18 protein-coding genes are annotated in these 22,336 nt (G+C 75.2%); 14 read left to right on the top strand and 4 right to left on the bottom strand.

Translation table 11 applies throughout. The annotated features are described in order from the left end of the window. Positions 1-2 precede the first annotated feature (2 nt). The 8 genes from R7226_RS10880 to R7226_RS10845 all read left to right on the top strand — a co-directional run bounded on the left by R7226_RS10880 (position 3) and on the right by R7226_RS10845 (position 8,860). Complete coding sequence (locus tag R7226_RS10880) at positions 3-920, top strand: ABC transporter permease (RefSeq protein ID WP_318597166.1); 918 nt, start codon at positions 3-5, stop codon at positions 918-920. Then, a complete protein-coding gene (locus tag R7226_RS10875) occupies positions 920-1,936 on the top strand; it encodes an ABC transporter ATP-binding protein (RefSeq protein WP_318597165.1) in 1,017 nt (338 codons plus the stop codon). The genes R7226_RS10880 and R7226_RS10875 overlap by 1 nt, the downstream gene beginning before the upstream one ends. Before the next feature lie 247 nt (positions 1,937-2,183). After that, positions 2,184-3,317, top strand: coding sequence for an OB-fold domain-containing protein (locus R7226_RS10870; RefSeq protein ID WP_318597164.1), 1,134 nt, complete (start codon positions 2,184-2,186; stop codon positions 3,315-3,317). A 1-nt stretch (position 3,318) separates the two neighbouring features. Further along, positions 3,319-4,509 (top strand): acetyl-CoA acetyltransferase, encoded by a 1,191-nt coding sequence (locus tag R7226_RS10865; RefSeq protein ID WP_318597163.1) that lies wholly within the window; start codon positions 3,319-3,321, stop codon positions 4,507-4,509. Further along, positions 4,506-5,414 (top strand): SDR family NAD(P)-dependent oxidoreductase, encoded by a 909-nt coding sequence (locus R7226_RS10860; RefSeq protein WP_318597162.1) that lies wholly within the window; start codon positions 4,506-4,508, stop codon positions 5,412-5,414. The genes R7226_RS10865 and R7226_RS10860 overlap by 4 nt, the downstream gene beginning before the upstream one ends. Further along, on the top strand, positions 5,411-6,238 hold the full coding sequence (locus tag R7226_RS10855) for an SDR family NAD(P)-dependent oxidoreductase (protein WP_318597161.1): 828 nt from the start codon (positions 5,411-5,413) through the stop codon (positions 6,236-6,238). Before R7226_RS10860 ends, R7226_RS10855 begins: the two co-directional genes overlap by 4 nt. A 493-nt stretch (positions 6,239-6,731) precedes the next feature. After that, positions 6,732-7,385, top strand: coding sequence for a TetR/AcrR family transcriptional regulator (locus tag R7226_RS10850; RefSeq protein WP_318597160.1), 654 nt, complete (start codon positions 6,732-6,734; stop codon positions 7,383-7,385). Continuing rightward, entirely contained in the window at positions 7,382-8,860 is a 1,479-nt protein-coding gene (locus R7226_RS10845) for a diaminopimelate decarboxylase family protein (RefSeq protein ID WP_318597159.1), read from the top strand. The genes R7226_RS10850 and R7226_RS10845 overlap by 4 nt, the downstream gene beginning before the upstream one ends. Here the strand turns inward: R7226_RS10845 and R7226_RS10840 are convergent. Continuing rightward, positions 8,785-9,567 (bottom strand): SDR family NAD(P)-dependent oxidoreductase, encoded by a 783-nt coding sequence (locus R7226_RS10840; protein WP_318597158.1) that lies wholly within the window; start codon positions 9,565-9,567, stop codon positions 8,785-8,787. The two genes, R7226_RS10845 and R7226_RS10840, sit on opposite strands and share 76 nt — an antisense overlap. Before the next feature lie 115 nt (positions 9,568-9,682). On the opposite strand from R7226_RS10840, the gene R7226_RS10835 reads away from it, so the two are divergent. From R7226_RS10835 to R7226_RS10810, 6 genes are read left to right on the top strand one after another with little or no spacing between them, the layout of a single operon-like run. Beyond that, positions 9,683-11,437 carry an ABC transporter ATP-binding protein gene (locus R7226_RS10835; RefSeq protein ID WP_318597157.1) on the top strand — a complete coding sequence of 585 codons (1,755 nt, stop codon included), beginning with the start codon at positions 9,683-9,685 and terminating at the stop codon, positions 11,435-11,437. Then, positions 11,434-12,801, top strand: a complete 1,368-nt coding sequence (locus R7226_RS10830) for a M20/M25/M40 family metallo-hydrolase (protein ID WP_318597156.1) — start codon at positions 11,434-11,436, stop codon at positions 12,799-12,801. The genes R7226_RS10835 and R7226_RS10830 overlap by 4 nt, the downstream gene beginning before the upstream one ends. Continuing rightward, complete coding sequence (locus R7226_RS10825; protein WP_318597155.1) at positions 12,798-14,813, top strand: S9 family peptidase; 2,016 nt, start codon at positions 12,798-12,800, stop codon at positions 14,811-14,813. Before R7226_RS10830 ends, R7226_RS10825 begins: the two co-directional genes overlap by 4 nt. After that, complete coding sequence (locus R7226_RS10820; RefSeq protein WP_318597154.1) at positions 14,810-15,700, top strand: ABC transporter permease; 891 nt, start codon at positions 14,810-14,812, stop codon at positions 15,698-15,700. Before R7226_RS10825 ends, R7226_RS10820 begins: the two co-directional genes overlap by 4 nt. Continuing rightward, positions 15,697-17,268, top strand: a complete 1,572-nt coding sequence (locus R7226_RS10815; protein WP_318597153.1) for an ABC transporter substrate-binding protein — start codon at positions 15,697-15,699, stop codon at positions 17,266-17,268. The genes R7226_RS10820 and R7226_RS10815 overlap by 4 nt, the downstream gene beginning before the upstream one ends. 1 nt (position 17,269) lies before the next feature. Next, entirely contained in the window at positions 17,270-18,277 is a 1,008-nt protein-coding gene (locus R7226_RS10810) for an ABC transporter permease (protein WP_318597151.1), read from the top strand. Between the two features lies 1 nt (position 18,278). Here R7226_RS10810 and R7226_RS10805 read toward each other — a convergent pair whose 3' ends face one another. The 3 genes from R7226_RS10805 to R7226_RS10795 form a co-directional block, all read right to left on the bottom strand. Continuing rightward, positions 18,279-18,770, bottom strand: coding sequence for an Lrp/AsnC family transcriptional regulator (locus R7226_RS10805; protein ID WP_318597150.1), 492 nt, complete (start codon positions 18,768-18,770; stop codon positions 18,279-18,281). 9 nt (positions 18,771-18,779) lie between these two features. Then, complete coding sequence (locus R7226_RS10800; protein ID WP_318597149.1) at positions 18,780-19,925, bottom strand: Glu/Leu/Phe/Val dehydrogenase dimerization domain-containing protein; 1,146 nt, start codon at positions 19,923-19,925, stop codon at positions 18,780-18,782. Continuing rightward, positions 19,922-22,336: indolepyruvate ferredoxin oxidoreductase family protein (locus R7226_RS10795; RefSeq protein ID WP_318597148.1), on the bottom strand; the 2,415-nt coding region annotated here is incomplete at its 5' end. The genes R7226_RS10795 and R7226_RS10800, both read right to left, overlap by 4 nt.

Here is a 22,336-nt window from a genome sequence, read left to right as displayed (position 1 = left end):
CAATGGCCACCACCACCGACTCCACCGCGGCGGAGCTGACCGCCGTCACCCCCGCGATCGCGCCGTCGCCGAGCGCGCTGCGCCGCGCGCGCCGCCCGCGCGCCGTGCTGTGGCTCGCGCTGCCGCTCGCCTTCATTGCGCTGATCGTCCTGATCGTGCCGGCGCTGGGGATCCTCCCCGACCCGCACAGACAGCACCTCGACGAGACGCTGCTGCCGCCGTTCTTCCTCGACGGCGGCTCGATGTCGCACCCGCTCGGGACCGACAAGCTCGGCCGCGACCTGCTCTCGCGGCTGGTCACCGGCGGGCGCCTGACCTTCCTGATCGGGATCGTCGGCACGATCGTCGCGATCGTCCCCGGCACGCTGATCGGCCTGCTCGCCGGCTACAAGCGCGGCTGGGTCGACACCGTCGTCTCGCGCTTCATCGAGGCGCAGCTGGCGCTCCCGTTCGTGCTGATCGCGCTCGCGATCATCGCCAACCGCGGCAGCTCGCTCGGCGTCCTGATCGTCGTGCTGGCGCTGACCGGCTGGGCGCCCTGCGCGCGCGTCGTGCGGGCCGAGACGATGGCCGTGCGCGAGCGCCAGTTCGTGCTCGGGCTGCGCGCCGCCGGCGCCTCCAGCGCGCGGATCGTGCTGCGCCACGTGCTGCCGAACCTGACCGGCGTGATCGTCGTGCTGGCGACGCTGCAGGTCGGCACCGCGATCCTGATCGAGAGCGCGCTCAGCTTCCTCAACCTCGGCATCCAGCCGCCGGACATCTCGTGGGGGCAGATCCTCGCCTCCGGCAGAGAGGTGCTGACCCAGGCGTGGTGGATCTCGACGTTCGCCGGTGTCGCGATCACCGTCGTCGTGCTGCTCGTGAACCTGCTCGGCGACGCGCTGCTGAGCCACTACGACCCGAAGAAGCGGAAGTTCTGATGACCGCGTCCGCGCTCCAGATCGAAGACCTGCGGATCGAGGCGCGCCTCGCCGACGACACGCTCGTGCTCGTCGACGGGCTCGACCTCGAGCTGGCCCCCGGCGAGATCGTCGGCGTCGTCGGCGAGTCCGGCAGCGGCAAGACGACGCTCGTGCGCAGCCTGATCGGGCTGCTCGACAAGAACGTCACGGTCGCGCGCGGCGCGGTCCGCGTCGGCGGCGAGCAGGTGCTCGCGCCCGGTCGCGACACGACCGCGAGCGTGCGCGGCGGCGCGATCGGCACCGTCTTCCAGGACGCCTCGCGCTCGCTCAACCCGGTCCTGAAGGTGCGCGCGCAACTGCGCGAGTTGCTGAAGGCGCACAAGCGCGGGATCTCCAAGGGCGAGGCAGAGGAGCGGATGCGGACGGTCCTGCGGCGGATGCAGATCGACGATCCCGAACGGGTCCTCGGGAGCTACCCGCACCAGCTCTCCGGCGGCCAGCGGCAGCGCGTCGCGATCGCGCTCGCGGTCGTCTCCGAGCCGCAGATCGTGCTGGCCGACGAGTGCACGACGGCGCTCGACGTGACGACGCAGGCGGAGGTCGTCGCGCTCTTCCGCGAGCTGGTCGCCGAGCTGGGGGTCGCGCTCGTCTTCGTCACGCACGACCTGCTGCTCGCCGCCGACCTGTGCGACCGCGTCGTCGTCATGTACGGCGGCCAGGCGGCCGAGATCGGCCCGACGCGGCGCGTGCTGCTCGACCCCCGTCATCCCTACAGCGCGGGCCTGCTGGCGGCCGTCCCGAGCTGGAGCGCCGACGGCCCGATCCGCGGCATCGAGGGCTCGGCGCCGCGCGTCACCGGCGCCTTCACCGGCTGCCGCTTCGCCGACCGCTGCCCGCGCGCGACCGAGGAGTGCCGCGCCGCGGCGATCCCGTGGTCCGGCGGCGGCGAGCGCGACGGCTACCGCTGCATCCACCCGCTGTCCCCGGCGACCGCGCCGGGCGCATCCCCCGGAGGTCCCCCTGTCACCGTCTGACCCCCAGCCCCTCGGCGCGATCGGCGCCTACGCCGTCCGCCTGCCGACGCACGGCCTCGCGACGACGCGCTTCGGCGACGCCGGCAGACCGGGGCGCCAGACGCGCACCGTCGCCGCCCACGACGAGGACGCCGTCACGCTCGCGGTCGCCGCCGCGCTGCCGCTCGCCGACGAGATCGCGGGCGCCAGCTCGCTGCTGCTGGCGACCTCGCAGCCGCCCTACCTCGACAAGGGCTCGGCCGCGACGGTGCACGCCGTGCTGGAGCTGCCGGCGACGGTCGCCGCCGCCGATCTCGTCGGGCTGCGCGCCGGCGCTGGTGCGCTCGCGCTGGCGCTGCGCAGCGGCGCGGCGATCGTCGCCGCCGACCTGCGCACCCCGGCCCCCGGCGCGCCCGACGAGCTGGCCCACGGCGACGCCGCCGTCGCGCTGGCACCGCCGCGCGACGGCCAGCCGCCGGCCGCGACCGTGCTCGCGCACGCCGCCGCGACCGAGGAGCTGCTCGACCGCTGGCGCGCCCCCGGCGAGGCGCACCCGACGGTCTGGGACGAGCGCTTCACGGCCGGCGTGCTCGGCGCTGCGCTGGCGTCGGCGGCGCGTGGTGCGCTGGCGGCCGCCGGCGTCGAACGGCCCGACCACGTCGTCGTCGCCTGCGCCAACGGCCGCGCCGCGAGCGCCGCCCGCCGCGCGCTCGGCAGCGACGGCGCCGACGGGGAGCTGGAGCGGCTGACCGGCCACACCGGCGCCGCCCACCTGCCGCTGCTGATCGCCGACGCGCTCGACCGCGCCGCCGCTGGGGAGACGATCCTCGCGCTCTCCGGCGCCGACGGCGCCGACGCCTTCCTGCTGCGCGCCGAGGGCGCGCCCGGCGCCGGCAACCGCGCCGCTCCGGTGCGCGCGCAGGCCGGCGCGCTCGCCTGGATCGCCTACGACCGCTTCCTGCGCTGGCGCGGCCTGCTGGAGATCAGCGGCGCCAAGCGGCCCGACCCGGCGCCGCCGGCCGCGCCGCCCTCGCTGCGCACGCGCGACTGGAAGTTCGGCCTCGTCGCCGCCCGCTGCACCGCGTGCGGCACGGTCACGACGCCGCCCGGCCGCGCCTGCGCGAGCTGCGGCGCCGTCGACGCGAGCGAGCCGGTCTCGCTGCGCGACAAGCCGGCGCGCGTCGTCAGCTACACCGTCGACCACCTCACGCCGACGCCGGCGCCGCCGCTGGTGGTCGCGATCGTCGACGTCGAGGGCGGCGGGCGCCGCTCGGTCCAGGTGACCGACCTGCCGGCCGCCGGGATCGCCGTCGGCGACCTGCTGCGGCCGACCTTCCGGCGCCTGTCGAGCAGCGACGGGATCCACAACTACTTCTGGAAAGCACGGCCGGAGGCGGCCTGAGATGGCGAGCAACGGACTGAGCGATCGCGTCGCGATCGTCGGGATGGGCTGCACCCCGTTCCGCGACCACTGGGACAAGTCGGCCGACGACCTGATCGTCGACGCCGTGCAGGAGTGCATGGCGAGCGTGCCCGGGCTGGAGCGTGACCAGGTCGACGCCTACTGGGTCGGCACGCAGGGCTCCGGCATGTCGGGGATGACGCTCTCCAGACCGCTGCGGATGACGGGCAAGCCGGTCACGCGCGTGGAGAACTTCTGCGCGACCGGCTCCGAGGCGTTCCGCAACGCCTGCTTCGCCGTTGCCTCGGGCGCCTACGACGTCGTGATGGCGACCGGCGTCGAGAAGCTGAAGGACTCCTCCTTCTCCGGCCTCACCGCGACCTGGCCGCCGAGCGACGGGACCGAGGTCGAGTGGACCGCGCCAGGCGCCTTCTCGCTGCTGGCGCCGGCCTACGCCGACCGCTACGAGGTCGGCGACGCGCAGCTGCGCGAGACGTTGACCCACATCGCCTGGAAGAACCACCGCAACGGCGCGTTGAACGAGCGCGCGCAGTTCCGCAAGGAGATCGCCAGAGAGGCGATCAGCGGCTCGATGAAGATCGCCGGGCCGCTCGGCGTGATGGACTGCTCCGGCGTCGCCGACGGCGCTGCCGCGGCGCTGATCGTGCGGGCCGAGGACGCGCACAGGTACACGGACCGGCCGATCTACCTGAAGGGGATGGCGTTCGTCTCCGGCTCGGGCGCCGGGATCGCGGCCGAGGGCTACGACTTCACGACCTTCCCGGAGGTCGTCGCCGCCGCGCAGGAGGCGTACGCGCAGGCCGGCGTGACGGACCCGCGCAGCGAGATCGCGCTCGCCGAGGTGCACGACTGCTTTACGCCGACCGAGCTGGTGCTGATGGAGGACCTCGGCTTCTCCGAGCGCGGCGCGGGCTGGAGAGACGTGCTCGGCGGCGTCTTCGACCGCGACGGCGAGGTCGCGATCAACCCCGACGGCGGGCTGAAGTCGTTCGGCCACCCGGTCGGCGCGACGGGGCTGCGGATGCTGTTCGAGTGCTTCACGCAGCTGCGCGGCGAGGCCGGCGATCGGCAGGTGGAGGGGGCGCGGCTCGCGGTCGCGCAGAACCTCGGCGGCCAGCCGGGCGCGTGCGTCGCCTTCATGGCAGTGGTCGGAACGGAGGAACCGGCATGAGCATCGACTTCAACGACCGCGTCGTGCTGGTCACCGGCGCCGGCGGCGGGATCGGCCGCGCGCACGCGCTGCTGCTGGCGCAGCGCGGCGCGACCGTGATCGTCAACGACGTCGGACTCAGCGTCCACGGCGACGGCGCGTCGAGCGGCGCGGCGGAGGCCGTCGTCGCCGAGATCGAGACGGCCGGCGGCCGCGCGCTCGCGTCGACCGAGTCGATCGCTAGCCCGGCCGGCGGCGAGGCGATCGTCGCCGCGGCGGTCGCCGCCTACGGACGGCTCGACGTCGTGATCCACAACGCCGGGATCCTGCGCGACAAGTCGTTCGCGAAGCTCGAGCCCGACGACGTGCAGGCGGTGATGGACGTGCACCTCGGTGGCGCGTTCAACGTGCTCGGCCCGGCCTTCAGGGTGATGAAGGGCGCGGGCTACGGGCGGATCGTGCTGACGACCTCCTCCTCAGGCCTCTTCGGCACCTTCGGCCAGGCCAACTACGCCGCCGCGAAGGCCGGGCTGCTCGGCCTGATGAACGTGCTCGCGGTCGAGGGCGCGCGCTTCGGCATCACCGCCAACGCGATCTCGCCGACGGCGCTGACACGGATGACCGAAGACCTGCTCGGCGACATCGCCGACCACTTCGACCCGGCGCACGTCGCCGCCGTCGTCGCCTACCTCGCCTCTGAGCGCTGCACGCTGACGCATCACGTGCTGACGGCCGGCGGCGGTCGCGTCGGGCGGATCTTCGTCGGCGTCACGCCGGGGGTGTACGTGGGGCCCGAGGTCGCGACGCCGGAGACGATCGAGGAGCGGCTCGACGCGATCCTCGACCTCGACGGCCACGTCGTCCCCGACGACGGCCTCGGCGAAGTCGCCCTGATCCGCGCCGCGCTCGGCGTGGGGGCGGTGTGAGCGGGCTCGACGCGGGCGGCGCCTCCGCGCGCGGTGCGGCTGGCGCGAGTGCGGACGGGCTCGACCTCAGCGGTGCCAGCGCGCTCGTCACCGGCGGCGCCTCTGGCCTCGGCGAGGCCGTTGTGCGGCGGCTGCACGGGCGCTGCGCGGCCGTCGTGATCGTCGACCGCGACGCCGCGCGCGGCGAGGCGCTGGCGGCCGAGCTGGGCGGCGGCGCGCGCTTCGCGGCCGCGGACGTGACCGACGCCGGCGACGTGCTGCGCGCCGTCGAGGCCGCGACCGCCGTCGCGCCGCTGCGCGTCGCCGTCAACTGCGCGGGCGTCGTGATCGGCCAGCGCGTGCTCGGCCGCGACGGCCCGCACGACCTCGACGCCTTCCAGCGCACGATCGCGGTCAACCTGATCGGCAGCTTCAACGTGATGCGGCTGGCGGCGGAGGCGATCGCGCGCTCACAGCCGGGCGCCGACGGCCAGCGCGGCGTGATCGTCTCGACCGCCTCGATCGCCGCCTTCGACGGCCAGATCGGCCAGATCGCCTACGCCGCCTCGAAGGCCGGAGTCGCCGGCATGACGCTGCCGGCCGCGCGCGATCTCGCCGGCGTCGGCATCCGCGTCTGCGCGGTCGCGCCCGGCACCTTCGAGACGCCGATGCTCGCCGGCCTGCCGCAGGCGACGCGCGACGAGCTGGGCCGCGCGGTCCCCTTCCCGCAACGGCTCGGCCGCCCCGACGAGTTCGCCGCGCTTGTCGAGCACGTGCTCGACAACGCGATGCTCAACGGCGAGACGATCCGCCTCGACGGCGCCCTGCGGATGCCGCCGCGCTGACGCACCATCCCAGTGGGGCACTCTGCCAGATCTGAATTGCCGTCATCCAAATTCACAGATGTAGTGTGGAGCCAATCACCGTGCTCCGTCGTACAGTCGCTCGCGACGGAGGGTGAAGCGTCGAGGTGACGCAAGCGCCTGATAACCGCGAGTCCGAGGGTTGCTCCCTGGGATGGCGTTCGAGTCTCCCGCCCTCCGCCAAACCTTGCTGACCGGCGGCCCGATGTGACGGGACGCACGATCATGCGCCAGCGAGTCGCTTCGCCTCGCGTCACGGCGCCGCCGGTCAGAGTGAGGAACGCGCGTTAGACTTCATCTGCGGTTATCAGGCGCTCCGGGTCAGCAGCCCGCGCTCGGCCCGCTCTCCGGAGCGGGTCGATGTCGTTAAGGCCGGATCGGGGTGCGGTGAGGGATCTCCCGCGCGGTGCGCGGGGCGGGTGCGCGGCTGAGCTAACTTGTACCTTCGTACAGTACGAACGTACAGGATCTCTCGATGGCCCCATCGCCGACGCGTCCCAGACCAGCCACCGCGAAGCAGCGCGCGGCCGAGAGAAAGCGCGACGCGCCCGCGGAGAGACGCGGCGAGGCGCGCCGCCAGCTGCTGCTGGAGAAGACGCTGGAGCTGGTCGGGCGGGAAGGCGTCGATGCCGTCCACCACCGGCGCGTCGCCGAGCTGGCGGGCGTCCCGCTCGGCTCGACGACCTACTGGTTCACGTCGCGCGACGACATGCTCGTGCAGGCGCTGGCGTGGTTCGCCGAGCACGAGCTGGAGCTGATGCGCGACCGCCTCGGCCCGCTCGCCGATGCCGGACGCCATCCGAGACGGCTCGTCGACCGCTTCGCCGCGCTGATGATGCTCCAGCTCGGCCCCGATCGCATCCGCGCGCGGGCGCAGTACGCGCTGCTGCAGGAGGCGGCCCACCGTCCTCAGCTGGAGCCGGTCGTGCGCGCCTGGTCGGCGGGCTGGCATGACCTGTTGGAGCAGCTCTTCGCCGGGCTCGGCCACCCCGACCCGCGCCTCGACGCGCAGCTCTTCCTCGCGCTGCTCGACGGGTTGATGCTGACCCAGCTCGCCGCGCCTGACGACGACTTCGAGCAGGCCGTCCTGCGACCGGCACTGCGCCGCTGGCTGGAGCCGAGCGCATGAGCGCGCTGCAGCTGCCCGACGAGCTGTTCGCCGGCGACGTCGCGCTGTCGCAGCGCGACGGGCACCTCTACGTCGAGGAGATCGCCGCGACCGAGCTGGCCGCGCGCTTCGGAACCCCGCTCTACGTCGTCTCCGAGCGGGCGCTGCGCGCCAACGCGCGCGAGTGGCGCCGTGCCGTCGCGGAGGCGTGGCCGGAGGGGCCGACGCTCGTGATGCCGTCGCTGAAGGCGAACACCTCGCTGGCGCTGCGCCACGTGCTCAACGCCGAGGGGCTCGGCTGCGACGTCTTCGGGCTCGGCGAGCTGGAGCTGGCGCTGCGCTGCGGCGTCGCGCCGCGGCGGCTCTCGCTCAACGGCGCGACGAAGGACACGGCGACGCTGACGCGCGCCGTCGCCGCCGGCGTGCGCGTGACGCTCGACTCGGCCGACGAGCTGGAGCGCGTGCGCGCGGTCGCGCGCGACCTCGGCCGCGTCGCGACGGTCCGCTTCCGCCTGCGCCCGTGGCTCGCCGGCTCGGAGGCGCCGTCGGACTTCTTCGACGACCTGCCGGCCTACCTGTCGGTCCACGACTACCGCGCCGGGATGCCGCCGGAGGAGGTCGAGGCGAGCTTGCCGATCGCGCTCGGCGCGCCGGAGATCGAGCCGACCGGGCTGATGGCGCACGTCTCGCGTCAGACCGTCGAGCTGGGCTTCTGGGCCGAGCACGGTGCCGCGATGGGCCGCACCGCGGCGCAGCTGTCGCGCGCCAACGGCGGCTGGCGGCCGCGCGAGCTCGACCTCGGCGGCGGCTTCGCCGTCCCGCGCGACCCGACGGCCCGTGCGCTCCCGCGCCGCGCCGATGCGCCGCCAGCGCCGTCGCCGGCCGCCTATCTCGGCGAGCTGACCGGGGCGCTGCGCGCGGAGCTGCGCGCCGGCGGCCTCGACCCGGCCGGGATCGCGCTCGAGGTCGAGCCGGGCCGCGCCGTCTACGGCAGCGCCGGCATCCACCTCGCGACCGTCCGCCACGTCAAGCACCAGGCCCGCCCGCTCGCGCGCACGTGGGTCGAGACCGACACCTCCGAGACCTTCCTCGCCGACACGATGATCGAGCGCAACGGCTGGACGGTGCTGCTGGCCGGCGCGCTCGATCGCGGCGAGCGCGCGCACGCCGCCATCACCGGCATCTCATGCGGCTTCGACGTGCTCGCGGAGGCGCGCGAGATGCCGCGCGCCGCGGCAGGAGACCTGCTCGCCTTCCTCGACACCGGCGCCTACCAGGACACGACCGCGAGCAACTTCAACGCGATGGGGCGGCCGGCGACGGTGCTCGTCAGCGGTGACCGCGCCGAGGTCGTCAAGCGCGCCGAGACGCTTGACGACCTGCTCGCGCGGGAGTGCGTGCCGGAGCGGCTGCTGCCGGATCAGGCGACGGCCATGCCGCCGTCGACCGACAGGACCGCGCCGGTCACCCAGCGGGCGGCGTCGGAGGCGAGATAGAGAAAGGCCTCGGCGACGTCGGCCGGATCGCCGAGCCAGCCGAGCGGATGCTGCGCGGCGACCGCCGCGCGCGCCGCCGCGGCGTCGGGCTGGGCGGAGGTGTAGTGGTCGAGCATCGGGCCGGTGACGTAGCCGGGGCAGACGGCGTTGCTGCGGATCCCGTGCGCGGCGCCGTCGAGCGCCATGCAGCGCGTCAGCATCAGCACCGCCGCCTTCGAGGCGCAGTAGGCGGCCGCGTCGTCGCGCTCGGCGCGCAGGCCGAGCACCGAGCCGGTGTTCAGCAGCACGCCGCCGCCGCGCTCGACGAGGTGGGGCCAGACGGCGCGCGAGACGAGGAAGACGCTCTTGACGTTGACGTCGAGCTGGCGGTCCCACTCCTGCTCGGAGAGCGTGTGGACGGCGCCGAGCACCGAGATCCCGGCGTTGTTGACGACGAGGTCGATTCCGCCGCCCTGCTCCCGCACGCGCGTGACCGCGGCGGCGACGGCGGCGGCGTCGGTCACGTCGCAGGCGACCGCGGCGGCACGACCGCCGGCGGCGACGATCGCGGCGGCCGCCCGCTCGGCGGCGTCGAGGTCGCGGTCGAGCGCGAAGACGTGGGCGCCCGCGGCGCCGTAGCGCGTCGCGATCGCGCGGCCGATCCCCGAGCCGGCGCCGGTCACCAACGCCACTCTGCCGGCGAGCCGTTGGTTCTGGTCCGAGGTCATCTCTCTCCCTCTTAAGTGATAGGAATCGTTGTACTAAGGCATAGACACAACGAATTCCTTTGAAGATACCTAAAAACTCTGCGAATATCGGAGCATGGAGCGAGGAGTTGTGTCGGTGCCCGACGATTCGTCGACGGCGCGCGCAAGCGATGGCGGCCGCCCGGCCGCGCTCGACGTCGCGGGCCTGCGCGTGTCGTTCCCCGGCGGCGTGCGCGCGCTGCGCGGGGTCGACCTGCGGATCGAGCCCGGCGAGCTGGTCGCGCTCGTCGGCGAGTCCGGCTCGGGCAAGAGCATGCTCGGCCTCGCCGCGCTCGGGCTGCTGCCCGACGACGCCGAGGTCAGCGGCAGCGCGCGGCTGCTCGACGTCGACATGGTCAGCGCGGACGCCGAGACGCGCCGCCGCGCGCGCAAGGCGCACGTCGGCGCCGTCTTCCAGGATCCGATGACATCGCTGAACCCGACGATGCGGATCGAGCGGCAGGTCGCCGAGGCGGCCGGCGAGGGCGGCGCGGCCGTCAAAGAGCTGCTGGAGGCGGTCGGGATCCCGGCACCCGATCGGCGCATGCGCCAGTACCCGCACGAGCTGTCGGGCGGGCTGCGCCAACGCGTGATGATCGCGATGGCGATCGCCGGCAGACCGGCGCTGGTCGTCGCCGACGAGCCGACGACGGCGCTCGACGTGACCGTCCAGGCCGGCATCGCGAGACTGTTCACCGAGCTGCGCGACCGGCTCGGGCTGGCGACGCTGTTCATCACCCACGACCTCGCGCTCGCCGCCTCGATCGCCGATCGCACCGTCGTCCTCTACGGCGGTCGCGTCGCCGAGAGCGGGCCGACCGCGCAGCTCTGCCGCGCGCCGTCGCACCCCTACACGGCCGCGCTGCTCGCCGCGCGCCTGCCGCTGACCAGCGACGGCGCGTCGCTGCGGCCGATCCCCGGCGACCCGCCCGATCCGCGCCGCGCCGCGGACGGCTGCCCGTTCGCGCCGCGCTGCAGCTTCCGCGCCGACGCCTGCGAGCTGCCGGAGCCGCCGCTGCGCCGCAGCGCGGACGGCCTGCTGCGCAACGCCTGCGCACGCGCCGGGGAGATCCCGGCCGTGCCGCACCCGCCGCTCGCCGAGGCGCGGGAGCGCCCCATCGGCCGGGCGCCCGCCGCGTCCGGCACCCCTGCCCTCCGCCTCACCGACGTCACGAAGCGCTTCGGCGACGTGACCGTGCTCGACGACGTCTCGCTGACGGTCGAGGCCGGCGAGGCGGTCGCCGTCGTCGGCGAGAGCGGCTGCGGCAAGACGACGACGCTGCGGATCGCCGTCGGGCTGGAGAAGGCGACCAGCGGCACCGTCGAGCTGGCGCCCGGCTCGCGACCGCAGCTCGTCTTCCAGGACGTCGGCGCCTCGCTGACGGCGTGGCTGCCGGTCAAGCAGCTGCTGCGGGAGCGGCTGCAGGTCGAGCGCGTCCCGCGCGCCGAGCACGCCGCGCGGATCGCGGCGGCGCTGGAGCTGGTCGGCCTCCCGCGCGAGGTCGGCGAGGTGCGCCCCGGCCGCCTCTCCGGCGGTCAGCGCCAGCGCGTCGCGCTCGCCCGCTCGATCATCGTCCCGCCGGCCTTCCTGATCTGCGACGAGCCGACCTCGGCGCTCGACGTGTCGCTCGCCGCCAACGTCCTGCTGCTGCTGCGCAAGCTGCGCGCCCAGCTCGGCATGGGGCTGGTCGTCGTGACGCACGACGTCGGCGTCGCGCGCGCGGTCGCCGACCGCGTCGTCGTGATGGACGGCGGGCGGATCGTCGAGTCGGGCCCGACGGCGCAGGTGCTCGACGCGCCGGTCGCCGAGCAGACGCGCGCGCTCCTCGCCGCGGTGCCGACGATCGCATGAGCGCCGCCGAACAGCGCGCCTTCGCGCACGCCGACGCGCACGCCGACGACCACCTGCGGCGACTCTGCGACCAGCTGCGGCAGCCGACCGTCAGCGCCACCGGCGACGGCCTGCGGGCGGCGGCCGGCCGGCTGCGCGAGTGGCTCCAACGGCTCGGCTTCGACGCCCGCCTGCTCGGCGAGGGCAGCCATCCGCTCGTCGCGGGCGCGCGGCGGACCGTCCCGGGCGCGCCGACCGTGCTGCTCTACGGCCACTACGACGTGCAGCCGCCCGGCGAGCGCGCGCTGTGGAGCGGCGCGCCGTTCGAGCCGCGGATCGCCGACGGTCGCGTCTACGCGCGCGGCGCCGCCGACAACAAGGGCCAGCACGTCGCGCAGCTGCTGGCGCTGGAGACCGTGCTCGCCTGCGAGGGCGAGCTGCCCTGCAACGTCGTCGTCGTGCTCGACGGCGAGGAGGAGATCGGCAGCCCGCACCTCGCCGCGACCGTCGGCCGTCATCGCGAGCTGCTCGCCGCCGACGTCGTGGTCGTCGCCGACGGCCCCGGCCACCCCGACGGCCGCGTGCGGATCATCGCCGGCTGTCGCGGCTGCCTCTCCTTCGAGCTGTCGGTCACGACCGCGCGCCGAGACCTGCACTCCGGCAACTGGGGCGGCGTGGCGCCGAACGCGGCGTGGGAGCTGGTGCGCGCGCTGGCCGCGCTGCGCGGCGCCGACGGCGCGCTGACCGTGCCAGGCCTCGAGCCCGACCCGGCTCACGTCGGCCCGCTGCGCAGCGCCGCGCGCACGCTGCCGGTCGACCTCGACGCCGTGCGCTCCGACAGCGGCATCGCGCGACTCGACGCACCGGCCGCGCGCGGCTTCCACGAGCGGCTGATCGCGTGGCCGGCGCTGTCGGTCAACGTGCTCGCGGCCGGTCCCTGCGATCCGGCCGCGGCCGGCGCCGCGATCCCCGCCCACGCGAGCGCCCGCTGCGACCTGCGGTTGGTGCCCGGCCAGGAGCCCGAGCAGGCGCTCGCGGCGCTGCGCCGGCGGCTCGCCGAGGTCGCGCCCGAGGTGACGCTGCGGCCGACCGGCGGCGCGATGGCGCCGGCGGCCAGCCCCGTCGACTCGCCGCTGCTGGCGCGCCTGGAGGCGGCGGTCGCGCGCGGTCAGGGGGCCGCGCCCCTGGTCGAGCCGCTCGTCGGCGGCTCGCTGCCGCTGGCGACCTGGCAGCGGCAGCTCGGCTGCCCGGCCTACATCGTCACGTACGCCGACCACGACTGCGCCACGCACGCGCCCGACGAGAACATCACGCTCGACGCCTTCCGCCGCGGCATCCGCAGCGGGATCGCGACGCTGTTCGCGTTCGGGGAGGCGGCGGCGTGAGCGCCCGCTTCGACGGCGCCGTCCTGCGGCGGCTGCGGTGGCTGCAGGAGGCGGCGCTGCAACCCTTAGGCGACCTCGTCGCCTACACGCTGCGGGTGCGCGGCGAGGACCCGTCACGGGAGACGGTCGAGCTGTGGTGGCACGACCTGCGCAGCGGCGAGGAGACGCGCGTCGACAGCGGCGGCGCCGACGTCGCCTCGCTCGCCTGGAGCGCGAGCGGGCGCTGGCTCGCGGTGCGGCTGCGCCATGGCGGTCGCTGGCGGCTGGCGATCGTCGCGGCCGGCGCCGCCTGGGCCGCGCCGCGCGGCGGGCTGACCGGCGAGCCGACCGGTGCCTGCGCCTGGCACGGCGACGACCGCCTCGCGCTCGTGCTCGCGCGCGAGGAGGAGCGCTGCACGCCGCGCGAGCAGCCGTACCGCACGACCGACGAGGTGTGGGAGCGCGACGGCGTCGGCCGCGTCGACCGCGCCGGCAGCGACCTGTGGGAGCTGCGGCTCGGCGAGCGCGAGGGCGAGAGCGAGCGCGAGGGCGACGGCGATGACGGCGACCGGCTGCGGCGCCTGACCTGCACGCCGAGCGCGAAGGCCGCGCCGGTCTGGTCGCCGTCGGGCGAGCGGCTGCTGTTCGAGCAGCGCGCGCTGGAGCGGATCCGCGGCACGACGCTGCGGCTGCTCGACCGAGATGGCGGCGACGCCGAGCTGGTCCCGAGCAGCTACCGCCCGTTCGCGAGCGCCTGGGCCGACGAGCGGACCGTCGTCTTCGCCGGGGTCGCGCCGGGCTCGCTCGCCGGCACGCAGGAAGACCTCTTCGTCGTCGCCGCGCAGCCGGGCGCGCGGCCCGCGGACCGCAGCTCCGAGCTGCCCGGCGCCGTCGGCGGCTTCCTCGACGGCGACCTGCCGTCGGCGGCGTGGTGGGATCCGACGCCGATCGTCGTCGGCGACGACGGCGCCGACGCGCTCGTGCGCGTGCACGCCGGTGGCAGCTGCGAGCTGCGGCGGATCGCGCTCGCGGGGCCGCAGCGCTCGGAGCTGGTGCTCGGCGGCCCGCGCGCCTGCCAGCCCTGCGGCATCACCGCCGACGGCGCGCTGCTGGCGCTCGTCGCCTCCTTCGACCAGCTCCCCGAGCTGGTGCTGCGCGACGCCGGCGGCGGCGAGCGGCGGCTGACCGATCTCAACGGCGCCGCGCTCGACGGCATCGCGCTCGCCCCGCTGAGACCGCTGCTGCACCGCACGCCGCGGCGCGACGGGATCGATGCCTGGTTCGCCGCGCCGCCGGACGGCGGCGCCGGGCCGTGGCCGACGGTCGCGCTCCTGCACGGCGGCCCACACGCCGCCAGCGGCCAGCTGCCGCACGTCGACGCGCAGCTGCTGCTGGCGCACGGGATCGCGGTGCTGCTCGTCAACCACCACGGCTCGATGGGCTACGACGACGCCTTCGGCGTCTCGCTGCGCGGCCGCTGGGCGCAGCGCACCTGCGACGACGTGCTGACCGCGGTCGACGCCGCCGTCGCGCGCGGCTGGGCCGACCCGGCGCGACTCGGCGTCCACGGGCAGTCGGCCGGCGGCACGCTGACCTGCTGGCTGGCCTGCCGCACCGGCCGCTTCATGGCCGCGGCGGCCGAGAACGCCGCGACCAACTTCGTCTCGCTGCTGGGCAGCAGCGACATCGGCTCGCAGCTGCTGCCCGACCTGCTCGGGCCGCCCGGACCGGGGCTGCGGGAGTGGCTGGCGCAGTCGCCGGTCGCCGACGCCCACAGCTGCCGCACGCCGCTGCTGCTGATCCAGGCCGAGGCCGACCGCCGCTGCCCGCCGGAGCAGGGCGAGCAGCTCTACCGGCTGCTGCGGCTGCACGGCCGCGCCACCGAGATGGTGCGGATCCCGGGCGGCACGCACGACGCCTCGGTGCTCGGCCCGCCGCCGATGCGCGAGGCGCAGGAGGCGGCGCTGACCGCCTGGTTCGTCGAGCACCTGATCCCGCCGCACGAGGAGCACGAGGAGATGAGAGAGCGATGACAGGCTTCCCGCGTCGCGGCCGCAGGCTGGCCGCGACACCCGGCGCCGGCGCGCTGCTGCTGGCCGCGCCGCGGCGCGGCTGGCTCGCCCGGCTCGGCTGGCTGGAGCGGACGGCGATCGGCCTGCTGCTGCTCGTCACCGTCGTCGCGATCCTGGCGCCGCTGCTGGCGCCGCACGACCCGGTCGCGACCTCGACGACGCCCTTCCTGCCGCCCGGCTCGCCCGGCGCGCCGCTCGGCTCCGACGAGCTTGGCCGCGACGTGCTCTCGCGCGTGATCCACGGCGTGCGCGCCTCGTGGCTGGCGACGCTGCTGGTCGTCTCCGTCAGCGTCGTGATCGGCGGCACGATCGGCGTCGTCGCGGGGATGCGCGGCGGCTGGGTCGACAACCTGCTGATGCGGATCACCGAGATCGGCCTGGCGCTGCCCGGCCCGATGCTGGCGATCGCCGTGATCGTCGCGCTCGGCCCCAGCCTGCGCAACACGCTGCTGGCGGTGATCGCGGTCTGGTGGCCGTGGTACGCGCGGCTGGTGCGCGGCGAGGCGCGCGCGCTGGTCGTGCGGCCGCACGTCGAGGCGGCGCGCGTCGCCGGCGTCGGCGGCGTGCGGCTGGCGCTGCGGCACGTCGTCCCCGGCGTGCTGCCGGCCGTGCTGGTGACGGCGTCGGTCGACCTCGGCGCGCTCGTGCTCGCGCTCGCCGGGCTCTCCTTCATCGGCCTCGGCGCGCCGCCGCCGGCGCCCGAGCTGGGAGCGATGGCCTCGCAGGGGCTCTCGTATCTGTTCGGCCAGGCGTGGATCTGCCTGGCACCCGCTGTTGCGCTGTTCGTCCTGGCCTTCTCCGCCAACGTGGCAGGAGACGGTCTCCGCGATCTGTTGGAGGATGTATGAGGCTGCCACACGCGCTGCTCGCGCTCGGAGCCGTCGCCGCGCTCGCCGGCTGCGGCGGTTCGTCGGAGCGCTCGACCCCGCCGGGCGGCGGGACCCCGGCCGGCGGCGGCGCGAAGGCCGACGCCGTCCTGCGGATCCCGTACCAGGAGTCGCCGGCCGGCGGCATCGACCCCGACGTCTTCTACGGCGTCGAGGGCGAGTCGGTCATCACCTCGCTCTACGAGGGGCTCGTCGCCTACGAGCCGGGCTCGACGAGAGTCGGGCCGGCGCTGGCGACCGTCTGGGAGGTCAGCAAGGACGGCCGCACCTACACGTTCGGCCTGCGCGACGACGTCAGATTCCACGACGGCACGCCGTTCGACTCAGCGGCCGTGAAGGCCAACATCGAGCGCCGCCTGGCGGTCAGACAGGCCGTCTCCTACATGGTCGCCGACGTCGAGTCGATCGACGCCTCGAAGAGATACGTCGTCGTGATCAGACTGAGAGCGCGCAACAACGCCTTCCTCGACCTGCTCGCCTCGATGTACGGGCCGAAGATGATCTCGCCGGCAGCGCTGAAGGAGCACGCCGGCAGAGACCACGCGCAGAGATGGCTCGCCGGCAACGCCGTCGGCACCGGTCCCTACAGACTGGCCTCGCTGCGGATCGGCGACACCGCCGAGCTGACGCGCAACGACGACTGGTGGGGCGGCAGAGCCGGCTTCGCGAAGGTCGAGTTCCCCGTCATCCCCGACCTCGGCACGCAGCGGCTGCAGTTGGAGTCGGGCGACCTCGACATGATGACCCACGGGATCGACGCCGCCGGCCTGCCGAACGTGGAGCAGAACCCGAACCTGCAGGCGAAGATCTTCCCCGCCGCGCTGCGCCACGTGCTGTTCCTCAACACGCACAAGCCGCCGTTCGACGACCCGGCCGTGCGGCGCGCCTTCTCCGCCGCGCTGAGACCGGAGGAGGCCGTCAGAGTCGTCTACGGCAAGACCGGCCGCGTCGCGACCTCCAACTATCCGGCCGTGATCGCCGGTGACACAGATCTCGGCAGACTGACCCCGCTGACCGCCGAGAAGCCGGCGAAGCCGGTCGAGGTCGTGCTGTCGTACGCGACCGGCGCCGGTCAGACCAGCCTCCTGCGGCTCGTCCAGTACCTGCAGGCGCAGCTGAAGCCGGCCGGCTTCGACGTGAAGCTCAAGGGCGACACCTTCGCCGCCCAGTTCTCCTACGCGACGAGACCGGAGAAGGCGCCCGACGCGCTGCTCGCCGGCCTCAATCCCGACGCCGCGCATCCCGACGCGTGGGCATCGCCGGTGTGGATGACCGGCGGCGGCCTGAACCTGCTCGGCTACGGCAACCCGCTGGTCGACAGACTGATCGCGGAGGCCCGCTCGGCGCCGACCAGAGCGCAGGCCGACGCGCTCTACGACGAGCTGGCGCAGCTCGTCCAGGAGGACGCCGCGGTGCTCGCCGTCGACGACTTCGACGACGTGATCGTCGCGCGCAGCGGCATCGACGACATCAGACACACGCCGCTCTACATCTGGCAGGTCGACATGCCGGCGCTCAGGGAGAAGTGAGGTGGCACGGCTGATCGCAGGTCGCCTCGTCGCGCTCGTCGCGGTGCTGTGGGCGCTGGTCACGATCGTCTTCGTGATCCAGACGGTGATCCCGTCCGACCCGGCCCGCCTGATGGCGGGCCAGTCGGCGCCGCCCGAGGTCGTCGCCGCCAAGCGCGCGCAACTGCACCTCGACGAGCCGCTGCCGCAGCAGTACGTGCGCTTCATCGGCAACGCGCTGCAGGGCGACCTGTCGATCTCCGTGCACACCCACCGGCCGGTCGTCGACGACCTCGGCCGCGCGATCCCGGCGACGCTCGAGCTGCTGCTGGCGGCGCTCGTGATCACGATCGTGCTCGGCACGCTCGCGGGGCTGGCCGCTGCGCGCGGCACCCGGCTCGGCACGCCGGTACGCCTCGTGATGGCGGCCGGCGCGTCGGTTCCGAGCTTCCTCGTCGGGCTGCTCGCGCTGCTGCTGCTCTACAACAGACTCGGCTGGATCCCCGGCGCCGGCCGCCTCTCGGCCGACGTCGCGGCGCCCGGCGGGCCGACCGGGCTGCTGACGGTCGACGGCCTGCTGACGCTGCGCCCGCGGGTGACGGCCGACGCGCTCTGGCACCTGCTCGCGCCGGCCTTCTGCATCGCGATCGCGCCGGCGCTGGTGCTCGCGCGCACGTTGCGTAGCACGCTGGTGACGCAGCGCGAGGCCGGCTACGTGCGGACGGCGCGCGCGAAGGCGCTGACCGAGCGCCAGATCCTGCTCCGCCACATGCTGCGCAACGCGCTCAACGCGCCGCTCAGCATCCTCGGGCTGGAGGTCGGCGTGATGCTCGCCGGGATCGTCGTCGTCGAGGCCGTCTTCTCGTGGCCCGGCCTCGGGCTCTACACCAGCCAGGCGATCACGACCAACGACTTCCCCGCGATCGCCGGCGTGACGCTCTGCATCGGCGCCGTCTACGTGATCGCCAACGCCGTCGTCGACGTGCTGCAGCTGCTGGTCGACCCGCGCCTGCGGAGCCGCTCGGCCTAGCTCAGTTCGGCGGCCAGGGGTAGGTCTGCTTGTAGAGGCGCAGGTAGGGCCACGTCTCGGTGCCGGCGACGCCGTCGATCTGGCGGATGCCGCGGTTGATGACCGCGAACAGGTCGGCCTCGTCGCTGCACTGCACCTCGACGAGCACGTCGAAGGGTCCGGCGACGGCGACGACGTAGTCGACCTGCGGGATCTCCGCGAGCGCTTCGGCGACCGGCTCGACGTCGCCGTCGACCGAGACCGCGATCGTCGCGCGCACGCGCACGCCGAAGCGCTCGGGATCGGTCACCGCGACGATCTTGATCGCCTCCGAGTCGACCAGCCGCTGCACGCGCTGGCGGACGGCCGCCTCGGAGAGCCCGACCTGCTGGCCGATGCGCCCGTAGGTGCGCCGGCCGTCCTCCTGCAGCTCCGCGATGATCTCCAGGTCGGTCGCGTCGATCGCGCCGTCGCGCGCGGGCTCTGCGGGGCTCTGGCGCTTGGCGCGGGGCACCCCGGAAGCCTATCCCGTCAGGGCCGCCTCCGCGCCCGCGGTGGACGCCTCGGCGGGGTCCGCGGCGAGGCTCGCGGCGGGCGCCGCCGCGAGCCGCTCGCGCGCCTGCTCGACGCGCGCCCACGCGCGCTCCTCGGCGACCTCCTGCGGCGTTCGCCCCTCGGCGCGCGCGGCCAGCAGCGTGTCGCGGATCCGCTCGGCGGCGGCGGCGACGCGCGCGGCGACCGCGGCCTCGTCGTGCTCGCCGTGGCGCTCGGCGTCGACGTGCACGAGCCCGCCGCAGTTGGCGAGGAAGTCGGGCACGTAGAGGATGCCGCGCGCGGCCAGCAGCGCGGCCGCGTCGGGTCCGCTGAGCGGGTTGTTGGCGGCGCCGCAGACGATCCGGCAGCGCAGCTCGCGCGCGACCTGCGTGTCGATCATCCCGCCGAGCGCGCACGGCGCCAGCACGTCGAGCGGCTCGGCCAGCAGGGAGGCGGTGCCGGCCGCACGCACACCCTCGAGTGCTGCGAACGCATCCGGGTCGGGATCGCAGCCGATCACGTCGGCGCCGGCGTCGAGCAGCATCCGCGCCAGCCTCCCGCCGACCTTGCCGAGCCCGACGACGCCGACGCGGCGGCCGGCGAGCGAGTCGTCGCCGTCGAGCGCGTGCAGCGCCGCGCCGATCGCGCAGAAGACGCCGACGGCGGTCGCCGGCGAGGGGTCACCGCCGACACGGCCGGCATGCGCGCGGCCGACGACGTGCTCGGTCTGCAGCGCGATCAGGTCCATGTCGGCGGTCGTCGTGCCGACGTCCTCGGCGGTGATGTAGGAGCCGCCGAGCGCGTCGAGCGCGCGGCCGAAGGCGGCCAGCCGCGGCGCGCGCAGGTCGTCGCGGCCGTCGTCGAGCAGCACCGCCTTGCCGCCGCCGAGGTCGAGTCCGGCGGCGGCCGCCTTCAACGTCATCGCGCGCGACAGCCGCAGCGCGTCGTCGAGCGCCTCCGGCAGCCCGTGCGCGTAGCGGCGCAGCCGCAGGCCGCCGAGCGCGGGACCGAGCGCGGTCGAGTGGATCGCGACGACGGCGCGCATGCCGCTGTCGCGGTCGTGCAGCAGCTCGACCCGTTCGTGGCCCCAGCCGAGCGACTCCGTCAGCCTCGTGCAGATCGTCTCGCTCGTCATCGCTTCCGCTCCTCGTCGTGGTTCTGCGGCGCGGCCGGTGGCCGCGCCTCCGTGTGTGCGTCCTGCGCGGGCGGCAGCGTCGTCGCCGCGTCCGCTTCGAGCGTCGCGTGCAGCTCCTGCGCGCGGGCGCGGAAGCGCGCGACGCCGCGCAGCTTGATCTCCTCGTAGCCGCGCACGAGCGCCGGCAGCTCGGCCGCCTCCAGCGCGAGCGCGAGCGTCTCCGGCGTCAGCCGTGCGAGCGCGTCGTCGACCAGCTCCAGGTACTCGCCCGGCAGCGCCCGCTCGACGCGCCGCACCTCGGCGCGGCCGAACGGGTCCAGCTGCGTGCCGCGCAGGCGGCGGCCGTGCGCCAGCAGCCGCAGCCCCGGCAGGAACCAGCGGCCGAGCTGCAGCTTGCGTCTCAACCCGAGCGCGCGCAGCGCCGGCGGATGCAGGTGGAACGCGACGCGCGTGCCGCGCGGCAGCTCGGCGACGGCCATCACATGCAGCCGCGCGACCTCGTACTCGTCCTTGTACGCGAGCAGTCTGTGGAGGTTGCGCGCGACCGCCTCGGCGACCGCGCTGCTGCCGGGCAGCGCCGCCTGCTCGCGCCGCGCGACGTCCGCGACGGTCGCGGCGTAGCGCGCGGCGACCGCGCGCCCGCCCCAGCCGGTGAGGTCGGCGACGCGCAGCTCCAGCAGCCGCTCCAGCTCGCTGCCGGCCGGCGCCGCCTGGGCGATCAGCGCGCGCTCGCGGGCGCTCGGCCGCCGGCTCGCCGACGCTGGCGTGCGGTCCTCTCGCAGCGCCGCGACCGCCTCCGGCGCGGCGACGCAGGCGCGGCCCCACTCGAACGCCGCGACGTTGCGCTCGACGGCGGCGCCGTTGAGGCGGAAGGCCTCGTGCAGCGACGCTTGCGTCAGCGGGATCGCGCCTCGCTGCCAGGCGGCGCCGAGCACGATCACGTTCGCCGTGGAGTCGCTCTCGAACAGCTCGCGCGCGAGCGCGTGGGCATCGAGGTAGACGTTGTCGGCGGCGCGCGTGACGGCGTCGATCGCGCCGGTCGCGGCCATCACGTCGGGCGCGGTCGCGTCGGCGTCGCGCACCATCGTCGCGGTCGGCACGACATCGGTCGCGACGACGGCGAGCGTGCGCGCGCGGTCGGCGGCGCGCAGGTTCGCGGGCGCCGCCGCGCCGAGCAGGTCGAAGCCGAGCAGCAGGTCGAGGCCGGCCGCCGGCGCGCTCGCGCCGCCCTCCGGGGCGGCGGTCGCGATGCGCACGTCGGAGACGACCGGGCCGGCCTTCTGGCTGAGCCCGGTCTGGTCGAGGCCGCGGCTGTGGCGGCCGTCGAGCAGCGCCGCCATCGCCAGCACCTGGCTGACCGTCACGACGCCGGTGCCGCCGATCCCGACCAGCCGCAGCCGCACGTCGTCGGCGGCGAGCGGCGGCGGCTCCGGCAGGGCGGGCGGCGTCGGCAGCGCGCGCTCGGCCTTCTGCTCGGCACGCGGCGGGATCACCGTCAGGAACGACGGGCAGTCGCCCTCCAGGCAGGTCAGGTCGCCGTTGCAGGAGTCCTGGTTGATCCGCGTCTTGCGCCCGAACTCGGTCTGCACCGGCTCGACCGAGAGGCAGCCGGAGCGCTCGCCGCAGTCGCCGCAGCCCTCGCAGACGCGCTCATTGATCACGACCTGCCGCGGCGGCGGCGGCGCGAGGCCGCGCTTGCGCGCGCGGCGCAGCTCGGCCGCGCACGCCTGGTCGTGGATCAGCACGGTGACGCCCTCGACCTTCGCCAGCTCGCGCTGCGTCCGCTCCAGCTCCGAGCGCGGCCGCAGTTCAGCCCCCGGGCCGAGGTCGACGCCGTCGTAGCGCGACAGGTCCTCGGCCGTCACGACGATCCGCTCGACGCCCTCGGCGGCGAGGCTGCGGACGAGCGCCGGCACCGGCAGCTGACCCTCGACGTGCTGGCCGCCGGTCATCGCGACGGTGCCGTTGCAGAGCAGCTTGTACGTGACGTCGATGCCGGCGGCGACGGCGGCGCGGATCGCCAGCGAGCCGGAGTGGTGGAAGGTGCCGTCGCCGAGGTTCTGGACGAAGTGGCGGCGCTCGGCGAACGGCGCGGCGCCGACCCACTGGACGCCCTCGCCGCCCATCTGCGTGATGCCGGCGACGGCGCCGCGGCCGGTCGTGTCGAGCAGCACCATCGTGTGGCAGCCGATGCCGGCGCCGACGATCGCGTCGTCGGGCGCCTTCGTGCTGACGCTGTGCGGGCAGCCGGAGCAGAAGGCCGGCGTGCGGCGGGCGCCGAGGTCGGCGACCGGGCGCGCGGCGACGGCGTCGAGCAGCTCCAGCCGCGCGCGCACGGCGGCGAGGTCGGTGGTGGGGGCGTCGGCGCCGCGGCCCGTGTCGGCCGCGCGGTCGCGCTCTGCCCGCGCCAG

This window comes from Conexibacter stalactiti, assembly GCF_033542075.1.
Taxonomy (GTDB): domain Bacteria; phylum Actinomycetota; class Thermoleophilia; order Solirubrobacterales; family Solirubrobacteraceae; genus Conexibacter; species Conexibacter stalactiti.
This window is presented reverse-complemented; position numbering and strand designations above follow the sequence as displayed.

Coding starts and splice junctions, on each gene's coding strand:
- R7226_RS10845 (WP_318597159.1), top strand. CDS start 7,382: ATGAGCGCGCTGCAGCTGCCCGACGAGCTGTTCGCCGGCGACGTCGCG.
- R7226_RS10815 (WP_318597153.1), top strand. CDS start 15,697: ATGAGGCTGCCACACGCGCTGCTCGCGCTCGGAGCCGTCGCCGCGCTC.
- R7226_RS10860 (WP_318597162.1), top strand. CDS start 4,506: ATGAGCATCGACTTCAACGACCGCGTCGTGCTGGTCACCGGCGCCGGC.
- R7226_RS10800 (WP_318597149.1), bottom strand. CDS start 19,925: ATGACGAGCGAGACGATCTGCACGAGGCTGACGGAGTCGCTCGGCTGG.
- R7226_RS10875 (WP_318597165.1), top strand. CDS start 920: ATGACCGCGTCCGCGCTCCAGATCGAAGACCTGCGGATCGAGGCGCGC.
- R7226_RS10830 (WP_318597156.1), top strand. CDS start 11,434: ATGAGCGCCGCCGAACAGCGCGCCTTCGCGCACGCCGACGCGCACGCC.
- R7226_RS10850 (WP_318597160.1), top strand. CDS start 6,732: ATGGCCCCATCGCCGACGCGTCCCAGACCAGCCACCGCGAAGCAGCGC.
- R7226_RS10840 (WP_318597158.1), bottom strand. CDS start 9,567: ATGACCTCGGACCAGAACCAACGGCTCGCCGGCAGAGTGGCGTTGGTG.
- R7226_RS10865 (WP_318597163.1), top strand. CDS start 3,319: ATGGCGAGCAACGGACTGAGCGATCGCGTCGCGATCGTCGGGATGGGC.
- R7226_RS10820 (WP_318597154.1), top strand. CDS start 14,810: ATGACAGGCTTCCCGCGTCGCGGCCGCAGGCTGGCCGCGACACCCGGC.
- R7226_RS10880 (WP_318597166.1), top strand. CDS start 3: ATGGCCACCACCACCGACTCCACCGCGGCGGAGCTGACCGCCGTCACC.